The organism is Bacillus sp. URHA0034, assembly GCF_056280405.1.
This window is the reverse complement of the sequence record NZ_JBWCDK010000002.1, coordinates 3501279-3514439: the sequence shown is the minus strand read 5'-3', so window position 1 is coordinate 3514439 and position 13161 is coordinate 3501279. Positions and strand designations below refer to the sequence as shown.

Here is a 13161-nt window from a genome sequence, read left to right as displayed (position 1 = left end):
CTGCCTTCTTCTATAATTAAAGCGCTTTCCCTAACGCTCCAGCTGTTTCTATTGTTGATCCCGAGACATAGCTTGCTTGGCTTGAGGCTAAGAACAAAATCACACTGGCTACTTCTTCTGCTTCCCCTACTCTGCCTAATGGGATATTTCTCTTTTTAGCCAAATCGGCATAATATTCGTCCGGTTTCATGTCGGGGGCTTTTTTTAGCCTGCGCCGCTCCCATTGATCTGTTCGAATCAACCCGAGGCTTACAGAGTTGACTAAAATATTATCTGCTGCAAGCTCTTGTGACAGAGTCTTACTTAAATTCAATAATCCCGCTCTGGTAGCAGCTGTCGCAATCATATGCCGTTCCGGCTCTTTTGCTAATGTCGCATTAATATTAATGATTCTGCCGCCGCCCCGCTTGATAAAATAAGGATGAACCGCCTTGACGGCATAAATAATCGCAAAGTATTTTAACTGAATCTGCTGTTCCCATTGTTCGTCCGTCACATCAAAAAAGTAGCCCATCACACTTTGTCCGGCAGCATTCACAAGGATATCTATTCCGCCAAAGTTAGCAGCTGCTCCGTTTATAAAAGTGTTCACATCGTCCTTACTCGTTACGTCACATGTCGCTGCAAAAATGGAATCTTCTGTTCCAAATTTCAGCAGATGAGCGTAAGCTTTTTCTTTTCTTTCCCGATCTCTTCCACAAACTGCTACTCTGGCACCTTCCTGAAGAAACATCTCAGCTGTTTTTAACCCAACGCCAGATGTGCCGCCCATAATAACAGCTACCTTATCTTTTAATCCTAAATCCATCGTGGCACCCCTTTTCATCCAGCCGCTATACCAATTCTTTTACATCCACCCAGCCCGGGTCTGCCTTCCCAGCCATGGCTGCCCGTGTTTCCGGTTTCGGAGGTCCAGCAATTCCCCACTGGTCCATGAGATGCGGTACCCTTTTCCAGACACGCGCTCGCCATTCTGACTCATCTTCAATCGTTTCTAAATAGCAGGTATACTCCATCACAAACTTCCCTGGATCTTGAAAGTAACAAAATATGTTATTTCCAGGACCATGGCGCCCCGGTCCCCAAATCTCTTGATAGCCTGCTTTTCTTACATTACTAATTCCCCTCATAACCTCATCCACTGTATCCACTTCATACGCGATATGATTAACAGAGGCGTGTTGATCCTGATTGAAGGCAATGGAGTGGTGTTTCCTGTTACAGCGAAGGAAGGACATTTGGTGCTCGCTCCAGTCGGTCACCTTAAACCCTAAGACATTCGTATAGAAATCAGTAATCATATCAAGGTCTTTCGTATTCATCACGACATGGTTAAGTTTGACCGGATCCACATTTTTCTTTTGCCAAATAGTGGTATGCATTTCCACCCAGGCAGATAATTCAATACAACGATTTTCAGGATCAGCAAAACGTAAACCATAACCCTTACCTTCTTCATCCAAATATCCCGGTGGGGTAACAATTTTTACTCCTTTTGAAGCAAGAATTTCAGCTGCCTGGTCGACGGCATTTTTATCCACCATACCAAATGCAATATGGTGCAAACCGCTTGTTTCACCAGCATGCAAACTTAAAATATGATTTTCAGGTCCGGCACCACGAAAGTATACAGAATGATTATCCTGTGAAACTTTATCCAACCCCCAAATTTTCTCATAAAAGTCGGCTTGCTCTTTTAGAACTGGGGTAATTAAGCTAATATGCCGTAAATGTGTAATTCCTAACATCTCGCCACCTCCATTTTTAATAAATGTTTAAATTCAGGCAGGGATGATCCCGTATTGAAGTAGAAGGACCATCCCTGTCAATGAAGACTTTTTCAGGAATCAGGGAGTATGCTTAGTTGAAACATCTGCCTAATTATAAAATTAGTTTCCTTTAATAATGGCTTCTCTTTCTTTTGCTCGTTGGACACGAAGCTCTTCTAACGCACTGCCTTTTGGATAGGTTGGTAAATTCGGCTTCACTGCTCCTAACATAACCAGCATCAAAGCCTCTTCGTCACCATCGTTTCGAATACCACGATATACTCCCGGCGGGGAACTAATACAATCTCTCTCATTTAAGACGATTTCATGAATTTCGGTTTCTCCCTCTTCCTGGATAAGCGCTGTCACACTTCCTTTGATGACAAAGAAAACTTCTTCCACATCGTCGTGTAAATGAAGCGGTCCCTCACATCCCGCTGGTAAAACCATCGTGCTTAATGTAAAGTGTTCAGCCGCAATGACATTGGCATCGTTATTAGCTGTGGCACCACGTCCAATGTATCTCATTTGCGCTCTGCGATAAGCCGGGTTTATTTCTTCCTGAAACTTCAACACATTCCAATCAAGAGAGCGATCCTTTAACCTCGCAACATATTTGTTCTCAAACGCTTCTAATGAAAATTTCTCTTGGGACATCCATAACACTCCTTTTATGTTTTATATATAAAACATTGTTTTGTTTATAAACCAATAATAAATCCCAATATTATAATTGTCAATTAAAAATATTGAGAAAATTCGATTTCTTACAACGGTGTTTTGTATAGGAAACAAGCACCCATATTTATATGCTTTTTAAACAGTTACTTGATTAGGCGACAAATTCTCCATTTTAAGCTCAGATGCTTCTTTTTTTAATGTAAACAGATACGCAGCGAAACCTAGCGCAGCCGCAATAATGAGCATCACGATAGAAGGTCCAAAGTCCCCGCCAGAAACATCAACCATCCAGCCCATAATATAGCTTGAAAAACCGCCAAGGATATTGGTGAATCCCATCAACCCGGCAGCACGTCCAGCTGTTTCAGGCGTAGAGAATTTGACAATAAATAAATTGCTTATATGGAAAACACCGCCTTGCGATCCCATCGCTAAGCCCATACAAATCCCGGCCATTACTGGCTGTGGAGATAATATGGCAGCAGTTAAGAAGGTAGCCGTTAAAAGAAATAAAATAGTCGCTATTAAACCAGGACGTTTCGTTTTATCCGCTAAAAATCCGCAAATTAATACAAAACCTAAAGCAAATAGCCACGATAAAGAGGTGATTCCAGTCATCGCTTCCCTTGTGAAACCCTTTGCTCCGACTAAATAAGTCGGGAGCCAAATGCTAATACCAAAAAATAAGAACGACGAAACTAACATTCCAAACCAAACAATCCAATAACGGAAGTCTTGCGTAAAGTTTAGTTTTTTAGTAGATTCTTTGGAATCTGATTGCCGAATATAGGCCAATTCATTTTGATCGAGTCCTGGATGTTCTTCAGGGGTATCACGAGTTAAGAATATAAACATTGGAAGTACAATTAAAACATTAAACGCAGCTAAAGCGAAAAAGGCAGCCTGCCAATGGAAGGTAGCAATAACTAGCGTTAATATTACAGCTCCACATGCAGGTCCTAAATAGTTTCCTGCCAGCCACGAAGATTGCGCCCGGCCAAGTTCACGCTGGTTAAACCAGTTGGAAATGAACTTTCCGCAAATCGGGATCATCATACCTTCACCCATTCCAAGAACAATACGGCTAACAATAAACATTTCATAAGAAGTGGATAGCCCGCCAATAACCATGGTCAGTGCCCATACAGAAAGACCTAAAATACCTGTCTTTCTAGCTCCAAGTTTGTCAATGATAAATCCCCAAAAGATATTAGACAATGCATAGGAAATGGTAAATAAAAAGGTAATCATTCCAATCTTGGCATTCCTATCTGCTCCTGTTAATCCAAGATCATGTAAGAAGCCTTGATCGGTTTGAATAATAGAAATACCTAATTTATCAATTTGTCCAAAAAACCAAAAGAAGAAAATAGGCATCGCAATATAGATCCAGCGTTTGTTACCTTTCAGCATGAAAGAGCCCCCTTTTCAAATGAATACGCTTCCAAATTATTATTCATAGTATACTATAATTCAAAGGCTATAACTGACTTTTCACTCCTCCTTTTTTGATTGTTGGCAGCAGTCTTAGTGTTTTATATATAAAACACTGTTTACTACTAAGTCTATTTTAAAATTTTAAGAAAATTGTGTCAACATAAAATATACGTTTTGTTTTATTATTTAAAATACGTTTTATATACAAAACATATAATGCATAATAAAAAGCTTGCATCGAGCTGCAAGCTTTAATTCATTTTAGTATGATAGCCCATAAAACCGGATAATATTTTAGAAACTTCAAGCACTTTTGGTAAAGCTACTTTTTCAATAAATTCACTATTGAACGTTTTTTCTGTTGCGACAATGTTAAGGGCTGCCATTACGTTACCGGTACGTTCGAATACAGGAGCTGCAACCGATTGAATTCCATGGTGAAACTCTCCCTTTGTAATCGCATATCCCTTTTGCCTAATCGCTGCCAATTCCTGCTGAAATTCCATGTAATCTGTTTGCGTTCTTTCCGTATATGGTTTTAAATTAGAGCCAAACAAGATTTGATTTAATTGGTCCTGAGGTTGATAGGCAAGCTGGACTTTCCCATTTGCAATCGCATGTGCAGGCAGCCTTAACCCAATATTCACATTAACCGCCGAAACACCTCTAACAGGCGCACTGCCCACATAAACGACTTCTTGGCCATCCAATATCGATAAATGACAAGAAGCCCCTGTTTCATCTCTTAATTTTTCTAAGTATGGCTGCGCAATTTCCGGGAGTTTCAATGTGCTTAAATACGCAAATCCTAATTCTAAAACTTTTGGAGTTAAACTATAGCGTTTCGTATGTTCATCCTGGTGGAGGTATCCCAAAGTTTGGAGTGTATACAATAATCGAAAGGGAACTGTCCGGCTCACATCTAGTTCTTTCGCGATTTCTACCAACGATAACGTTGGGCGCTCCTCACTGAATAGCTTTAATATCTCCAATCCTCTTACTAAAGCATTGGCATTATAACGTTCCTTTTCATCTTTTACCATAACGATTCACCATCTCATTATCTTTAATTTACTTATTCTACTATTTTCATGAAGTTTAATCAAAGAGGGCATTACAGTGCTCATCCTTAACCTTGTCTAAAGAGGTTAGAAAGTCTAGGACAATGGAATTAAATTGATTGGGATCCTCTTGATAACACAAATGACCTGTCAAAGGGATCGTAACAAAGGTTGAATTTTTAATGGCATCATGGAAAATCTGTGATTCAGATACAGGCGTGACTTTATCTAATTCTCCACAAATGACAAGGGTAGGTACAGAAATGAGCGGCAGAATCTCCATTTGATTCAAATGAAAAAGTGAATAGGCTACTGATCTGAAGCCCATCGGTCTTATTTGCGAATAGATTCTTTCTGCCTCCTTCTTCACTTCAGGCGCCGGCTGTGGAGAAAGAAGCTCCGTTACACGCAGGGCAGCCAGTTCTTTTGGCGCTAATGTTTCAATGTTGGTTAATCGATTTTTTAATTTCTGTTCATTCACTTCCTTGCTCAAGGCAGCTGCCCCTCTGGTCGCATCAGAAATGATTAAGGCATCTACCATGTCCGGAAAGCGATAACAAAAATCTAGGGCAATGGCCGAACCCATAGAATGTCCCAGAAGTGTAACAGATTCATATGGTAAGTTATCAATAAATCCTTTTAATACATCTGCAAATTGTTTGAATTCCTTTAACTCCGCTGTTGGATCAGAACTTTTCCCATACCCAGGCGCATCCCAAGCGATAACCGTATAATGCTCTGATAAGCCCTTTAATTGTTTTTTCCATGATTGAGAGTTGTTCCCCATTCCATGTAAAATAATTAATGGAGCTCCCTCGCCCTCGATTTCAAAATGAATCTTTAAATCCTCTACTTGTAAATAAGGCATATACTCCCTCCAGATCTCCATGTTTTATTAGCGAAACAACGTTTTATAATTAAATGATAAATCAAATTTAGGAATAGTCAACGGAATTTTCTGAAGTTACTAAAATTGACATAAAGAATCTTTAACTAAATAAGCAGTGGTCCTCCTTTTAGGACCACTGCTTGTTCCATCAATCTTTTGTTAGGTTTACGTTTTTTTCTTTTTCCAGCTGGGCAATTCTTTCATCGATTGTACTGCTGAAGAAAGAACTCTTTACCTTCTGCTCTAAACGATCTAGATAGCCTTCAATATCCTTAAATTTTGAGAAAGATGAGCTAGTGGAAGAATCAGTTTCTAACACCTGGTTCATCTCCAAGTTAGCCCGGGTCACATTTTCTCTGCCCATTAACTCCATCCGGCGAATCTGCATATCCTTCACTCTACGCTTCATCTCTTCATACTTTCTTTCCAATTCACCAAGCTGTTCGGTCACTTGAGTGAGTGAAGCTTGCAGGCGCTGGGTCCGTTCTTCGTAATGCTGCTGCTCAGCTGCAGCAAATTGGTAAAGCTCTGTTTCCCCAGCGGATGAGGCAACCTCTGCTTGATGTTTTCTTTTTTCAGCCAGCTTCATGGCCTCACTATACTCTTTTGTAAATTCATCTCGCAACTGAGATTGGCGAGCCACTAACTTGCCGACCTTCTCAGTTTCCCGCTCACATTCGCGCAAATATTGGTTGAGCATCGCAATCGGGTTTTGATTTTCCTTTTTATTAAGGGCCTCATTTATATCCGCGACAATAATGTCTTTAATTCTTGTTAATAAGTTTGTCATGTTTTTTCTCTCCTTATGATAAAAATTATTTTTTAAATTCATTCCATTGCTTTTCAAAGTTTACAAGCGGGTCATTGCCTTTATCTTTGGGTGCCTTTTTGTTCTTGTTCCATTCTTTATATACTAGGTAAAGCACATAAGCAGCGGCCACTCCGATTAGAGCTGGGATGTGGTGGATGGTGGAAGATAGGACAATTAAGCCAATAATGACTAGGCCAATCTTCCATGCAATCGAATCCGTTTTGAGAAACTGTCTAAAGATGAAGTAAAGCAACACGAGACTCACCAGTAATCCTACCATTGGGCCGATGGAGTGAAGCAATATAAGAGCAGCCAGCCCGCCTGCTAACAATAAACCAAACTTTTTCATTTTAATTCCTCCTTGGAATTGTTCAGGTATTTGTTTCTTTATCTTGATATCATCTTACCTTTTTTCGTTCTTTTCCATAATTGCGCCAGAGCTTGATTTTTATATAAGACCTGAGACGTAGTTGATATGAGACCTGATAAATTGGGCATTGAATGAAGTAATTTTTGCCCATGATGAGTGAGTTTTGGTAGCAATCGTCAAAATAATCTATTTTTATGACTGTGTGAGTAATTTTCCAGGCGAAACGGGCACAATTAATCTTTTTTGTTACCTATTGAAAGTATTTTCTAAAAGAGCGGGCACAATATTTCCTCTTTTTGCCCATGTGAGAACATTTTCCCAATACAACGGGCACAAAATGCTCACTCACATTACCCAGGATGTTTCCTTTATACAGAAAAACCCTACAAGCAATATGCTTATAGGGCTTACGGTGTCAGGCACCATTACATTAATAAGGAGATTTCGCTCCTAGGTATCTAGTTTTCCAATAAGAAGAAGTCATATCAGAGATGACTACCCCCGTTGATGCTGCGCTGATGAATTTGTTGTCTCCTAAATAGATTCCTACATGGGATGGTCCGACTTTATAGGTTTCAAAAAAGACAAGGTCACCCACTCGTGGAGAAGATACAGGTGTTGCTGCCTCCCACTGTGTTGCAGCTGTACGTGGTAAGGAGATTCCTACTTTATTGAATACATAAACGGTAAAGCCACTGCAATCGAATCCCGCTGGCGTGTTTCCGGCCCATTTGTATGGAGAACCGAGATATTTTTTAGCCTCCGAAATAACTCCTTCCACCAAAGAAGCTGAGGCAACGGCCGGTTTTTTGGTTGCTTCCGCTGCTGGTGCAGCTGGCTGCTGTGGCGCTGACGCTGCTGGTGCCGCCGGTTGCTGCGGTGCTGCTGGTGCTGACGGCTGCTGTGGTGCTTCCGCTGCTGGTGCTGATGCTGATTGCTGTGGCGCTTCCACTTTTGGTGCCGCCGGTTGCTGTGGTGCCGCCGCCGCTGGTGCTGATGCTGATTGCTGTGGCGCTTCCACTTTTGGTGCCGCTGGCTGCTGTGGTGCCGCCGCCGCTGGTGCTGATTGCTGCGGCGCTTCCACTTTTGGTGCTGCCGGTTGCTGTGGTGCTGCCGGTTGCTGTGGTGCCGCCGCTGCTGGTGCTGATTGCTGTGGCGCTTCCACTTTTGGTGCCGCTGGCTGCTGTGGTGCCGCCGCCGCTGGTGATGATTGCTGTGGCGCTTCCACTTTTGGTGCTGCCGGTTGCTGTGGTGCCGCCGCTGCTGGTGCTGATTGCTGTGGCGCTTCCACTTTTGGTGCTGCCGGCTGCTGTGGTGCCGCCGCTGCTGGTGCTGATTGCTGCGGCGTTTCCACTTTTGGTGCCGCGGTTTCTACTGTTTTTTGCGGTGCAGCCACTGTGGTTGTATTATTAACCACGCCACCGCTAACATTTAACTTCTGTCCCGGAAAAATAGTGTCAGACGTTAATTGATTGTTAGACTTAAGCTGAGGAACCGTTACATTAAAACGGGCCCCAATTACAGAAAGAGAGTCACCTTTTTGAACAGTATAAGAAGATTCACTTGGACTCGTTTCGACTATTTTCAATTGCTGTCCAGCACGAAGGAAACTTGATGTCATGCCATTCAACCGTTTTAGTTCACTTACCGTTGTACCATTATATCTAGCAATCTCCCAAAGGGTATCACCTTTTTTTACCGTGTAAGTAAGTGAGAGTTTTTGATTAACATAGATTGTATCACCGGAAAGAGCATTCCACTCTTTTAATTGATTAATAGACACATGATTTGAATGAGAAATTTTCCAAAGGCTGTCTCCTGGACGGACCGTATATGCTGGTTCCTGTGCACTCGCTGAGGCTCCAAAAGCAGTGAGAACAAGCCCAGCGGTTGCAGCTGCTGTTACTAAATTTTTCTTCACTATTTATTCTTCCTACCTTCCTTTATTTACTTCAATAGACATATTAATGCAATTTTCGACAAAAGAACATCCGTCAAAAGTTATGAATCTACTGATGCAAATGGTAGAAATTATATTTTTTTCTTACAAAAAATGGATAAATAATAAGTATAAAGTGATTAACGGGGAATGATTAGTTAGTAATTTTTAAAAATAGATTCTCAAGGATGATTAGATCAGTTTTCTTCCTGAACTCAATAACGAGATTAAAATAAATCACTCCAATTAGGAGCAGAGGATTTTATACCCATATAAAAAGCACCGCAATTAATGGGGAAACTACTTTTGCCGGGAATACCACTTGACTTAACGGGAGTGTTTTACCATCAACCACTTCAAAGGTTGTTTCGATTGGTATTCTGGTCATTGGCTCGATTTTTGCAGCAGCAATTAGTGCAGAAGAAGGAGGAGAAATTACTTGGCAGGGAACAGTTTGGCGTGTTTTCCACTATGACCTATCCACTTTCATTTTTCTTAGCATCTCCGTGGAAAAAGATACACCCCTGTACAGAAAAGTGCTCTTTTCTCCACCGGCAGCTTGATCACTGTCTTATTACTGCTTCCGCCCACGGATTTCTTCCATGGTGCGGTCACCGGAATCATTGTTGGTGGTCTCGCTTATCAGTTCTACCCGTTTTAATAAGTATCATATAAGGCCTCCAACGTTTTATCACGAATTTGAATTCTGTTTTTATAGTCTTTTGCTATGAGTTCGGTATAGACTAAATCAAAGAGTAATAAGAGTGGTAAGGATGGAGATATATTCTGGCCCATATGCATAGTACTTTTATTCATAACCAATAATGTTATATCAGCCATTCCTGCTAGCTCTGAATCTTTTTCACCAGTAAAAACAAGAACGGATGCACCTTGTTTCTTAGCAATATTAACTGCATTTATTACTTCTTTTGTCTTCCCTGAAACAGATATGCCTATCACGACACTGTCTTCAGTGCTTAATGCAGCATCCATGACTGCTTGATGTGGATCTGTAACGGTCTCGACATTTAAGCCAATTCGAAAAAACTTCGATTTAAATTCCTGTGCAGCGATTCCTGAGTTGCCGATTCCATAAACATGGACTTTTCTAGCCTTAGTGAGAAGGGCCACTGCTTGCTGAATATCATAATAAGTGACTTTCTGAAAGGTTTTGTCGATAATATTGAGATGGCTTTGATATAAATTCGCAAAATAATCGATTTGCTTTAAATCCGTGGCCGTTGTTGGTTTGTTTCTAAGGTCAACATACCGTTTCAATTCGTGCCTAAATTCATTAAACCCTGAAAAGGATATTTTTTGGCAAAAACGGGTTATCGTGGCTGGTGAAATATGGAGCTTGCTAGCAATTTGACTAATAGATAATTGGCTAATTTCCTCTGGATGCTCAATGATATAATTCGCTATTTCCTCCTCTGTATTTGTTAACTTGTCCATACTGCACTCGATTCCGTGTATGAGGTTTTCACCTAGATATTCCATATTATCTCCCTTATTCGGATATTTTCCATACTCAATTATAGTTAGGATAACCATCATCGGGCAATAACATTTTTAATGCATATAAAACAACTTCAAAACAAAAATGACTCAACATCATGTTGAGCCATTTTTATTTTGAAAGCCTCTTTACAGGTCCGTACTAATCGTTAAAAGATTTTATAGAATTACTTTTGCAAAGCATCTACAAATCTTTTAGTAATCTGCTGTGGTCTTGTTATTGCTCCACCCACTACCACCGCATAAACATCGTTTTCTAATAAGGAACGGGCAATTTCTGGCGTAGTGACATTTCCTTCTGCAATAACCTTTGCCTCTTTCACTTGTTTTATTATCTTTTTGATTACTTCATATTCATTATGGTCAATTTTCAATCCTAGTGTCTCATCTGTATATCCATATAATGTTGGCGCTACAATATCAAACCCTAGTTTGTCAGCATAAATCGCTTCCTCTACGGAGGATACATCCGCCATCAAAAGTATATTGGGATATTTTTCTTTTATCTTTTTATAAAATTGCTCTAATGTGCTGCCGTCAGGTCTAATCCGAGCAGTTGCATCTGTCGCAATGATGTCTGCGCCTGTTTCCATTAAGGCATCGATTTCTTTCATGGTTGGAGTGATAAAAACAGGATGATCTCCATATACTTGTTTGATTATACCAATAACAGGAAGCTCCACTTGTTTTTTAATTTCCAAAATATCAGAAACAGAGTTTGCACGGATTCCTATCGCCCCTCCTTCTTTAGCAGCTACCGCCATTCGACCCATAATGAATGAGCTGTGTAATGGTTCACCCTCTAATGCCTGACATGAAACGATTAATCCTTTTGCTATTTGGTCTAATATCGGCTTCATTCAACACACTTCCTTGTAAGATAGATTCACTGCTTAATGACCCAAGTATTCTTCGACTTCGTTTTTTACGATCGTAACTTGTGGGCCGTAAATAATTTGTACTCCCGTTCCTTTTTTAACAATTCCTTTTGAACCTGTCTGTTTAATAATTCCCTCATTTAATAATGATTCATCTTTAATAGTTACACGTAAACGAGTTGCACAGCAATCCACTACATCAATATTTTGTGATCCGCCTAAACCTTCAACAATTGTTTTCGCGCGCTCGGTAGCTGCTACTTGATTAGTTGTAACAGCTTGTTCATCATCTTCACGACCAAGGACTTTATAATTCTTTTTCCTGATTAGAAATTTAAACGTAAAGTAATACAAGAAGAACCATGGAATTCCGACAAACAATACATAAATCCAGTTCGTTTTAGCCTCGCCTTGAAGGATACCAAATAGCGTGAAATCGATAAATCCTCCGGAGAAGGTTTGTCCAACTGTGATATTAAAGATATCAGCCATCATAAAAGCTAATCCATCAAATACAGAATGGACCACATAGAGAACTGGAGCGACAAATAAAAAGCTGAATTCAAGTGGTTCCGTTATTCCTGTTAAGAAAGAGGTTAAGGCAGCAGACAGAAGAATCCCTGCAACTAGTTTTTTATTTTTCGGCTTAGCACAATGGTAAATCGCTAGTGCTGCTCCAGGCAGACCAAACATCATGGTAATAAATCGACCAGACATAAACCTGGAAACACCCTCGTAATAATGTTTAGTACTTGGATCGGCTAATTGGGCAAAAAAGATATTTTGGGTACCGCTAACAATTTTCCCGCCAATCTCCATGGTTCCACCTAAAGCCGTTTGCCAGAATGGTAAGTAGAAGATGTGATGTAAGCCTAATGGCCCAAGCATCCGTAATACAAAGCCATAGATTAATGTGCCGATTACACCCGTGTTGTTAACCAATGATCCTAATTGGTTAATGAAATGTTGGACAAAAGGCCAGACGATAAAGAGAACAGCCCCTGCAAAGATTGCTGTAAAGGATACAACAATTGGGATAAATCTTGAGCCCCCGAAAAAGCCTAACACTTGAGGAAGCTGAATTTTATTATATTTATTGTGTAATATGGCTGCGATAATCCCAATGATAATCCCGCCAAATACACCAGTTTCCAACGTTTGGATACCAACAGCCATGCCTTGACCTGCTCCAGCTAAATTATCTTTAGCAATTTTTCCAGTAATTGAGAGCAGGGCACTAATCGTACTATTCATAACAAAATATCCAATCATGGCAGCCAATCCAGCTGTTCCTTTATCAGAACGAGCTAAGCCAACCGCAACCCCGACAGCAAAAATAATCGGTAGGTTCCCAAATACAATACTTCCTGCAGAACTCATAATCGTAAAAATTGCTTGGAGCCATGTAATATCTAAAAATGGATACGCTAAAACTGTATTTGGATTTGATAACGCACCACCTATACCTAGTAGCAAACCAGCAGCTGGTAAGACAGCGATGGGAAGCATAAATGACTTTCCAAATTGCTGCGCTTTTTCAAAAAACTTCTTCATAGGTCCTACCTCCTTTTATTCTTATCTTAACTATATATTAAAAAAAGACACATTCAATATAGATGAATGCGCTTTTAAGGCTTTTCGTAAATGCCGGTCCTTTTGCGAAAAAGTTTTCACAAACTAGTTTTATATTGAAATTCTGCTTTATAGAAATTTAATTAATGATTAACATCTAGGACATAATCTCCTGCTGGGGGCTATGTCCCAAAAATACAAAGTATAGCCCGAAACATTTTATACATAGTACTAGT

12 protein-coding genes and 1 pseudogene are annotated in these 13161 nt (G+C 40.3%); all 13 read right to left on the bottom strand.

The annotated features are described in order from the left end of the window. Positions 1-16: 16 nt before the first annotated feature. Positions 17-808 carry an SDR family oxidoreductase gene (locus ACZ9EE_RS18910; protein ID WP_476029465.1) on the bottom strand — a complete coding sequence of 264 codons (792 nt, stop codon included), beginning with the start codon at positions 806-808 and terminating at the stop codon, positions 17-19. Between the two features lie 25 nt (positions 809-833). Next, entirely contained in the window at positions 834-1748 is a 915-nt protein-coding gene (locus ACZ9EE_RS18905; protein ID WP_476029463.1) for a VOC family protein, read from the bottom strand. A gap of 141 nt (positions 1749-1889) precedes the next feature. Next, on the bottom strand, positions 1890-2426 hold the full coding sequence (locus ACZ9EE_RS18900; RefSeq protein WP_476029461.1) for a cupin domain-containing protein: 537 nt from the start codon (positions 2424-2426) through the stop codon (positions 1890-1892). Positions 2427-2585: 159 nt separating this feature from the next. Beyond that, positions 2586-3863 (bottom strand): MFS transporter, encoded by a 1278-nt coding sequence (locus ACZ9EE_RS18895; protein ID WP_476029459.1) that lies wholly within the window; start codon positions 3861-3863, stop codon positions 2586-2588. 275 nt (positions 3864-4138) lie between these two features. Further along, positions 4139-4930, bottom strand: a complete 792-nt coding sequence (locus ACZ9EE_RS18890) for an IclR family transcriptional regulator (protein WP_215041593.1) — start codon at positions 4928-4930, stop codon at positions 4139-4141. A 55-nt stretch (positions 4931-4985) separates the two neighbouring features. Beyond that, positions 4986-5816, bottom strand: coding sequence for an alpha/beta fold hydrolase (locus ACZ9EE_RS18885; protein WP_476029457.1), 831 nt, complete (start codon positions 5814-5816; stop codon positions 4986-4988). 169 nt (positions 5817-5985) lie between these two features. Continuing rightward, the gene (locus ACZ9EE_RS18880; protein WP_476029455.1) at positions 5986-6627 is read right to left on the bottom strand and encodes a PspA/IM30 family protein; all 642 of its coding nucleotides are present in this window, start codon (positions 6625-6627) and stop codon (positions 5986-5988) included. 25 nt (positions 6628-6652) lie between these two features. Next, positions 6653-6997 (bottom strand): lmo0954 family membrane protein, encoded by a 345-nt coding sequence (locus tag ACZ9EE_RS18875; protein ID WP_476029453.1) that lies wholly within the window; start codon positions 6995-6997, stop codon positions 6653-6655. A gap of 451 nt (positions 6998-7448) precedes the next feature. Beyond that, positions 7449-7787: pseudogene (locus ACZ9EE_RS18870) on the bottom strand (C40 family peptidase); the annotation flags it as partial. A 1432-nt stretch (positions 7788-9219) separates the two neighbouring features. Beyond that, a complete protein-coding gene (locus ACZ9EE_RS18865) occupies positions 9220-9345 on the bottom strand; it encodes a hypothetical protein (RefSeq protein ID WP_476029451.1) in 126 nt (41 codons plus the stop codon). Positions 9346-9614: 269 nt separating this feature from the next. Continuing rightward, a complete protein-coding gene (locus ACZ9EE_RS18860) occupies positions 9615-10457 on the bottom strand; it encodes a MurR/RpiR family transcriptional regulator (protein WP_476029449.1) in 843 nt (280 codons plus the stop codon). A gap of 185 nt (positions 10458-10642) precedes the next feature. Then, complete coding sequence (locus ACZ9EE_RS18855; protein ID WP_476029447.1) at positions 10643-11335, bottom strand: N-acetylmannosamine-6-phosphate 2-epimerase; 693 nt, start codon at positions 11333-11335, stop codon at positions 10643-10645. A 33-nt stretch (positions 11336-11368) separates the two neighbouring features. Next, the gene (locus ACZ9EE_RS18850; protein WP_476029445.1) at positions 11369-12907 is read right to left on the bottom strand and encodes a maltose/glucose-specific PTS transporter subunit IIC; all 1539 of its coding nucleotides are present in this window, start codon (positions 12905-12907) and stop codon (positions 11369-11371) included. Between the last annotated feature and the right edge of the window lie 254 nt (positions 12908-13161).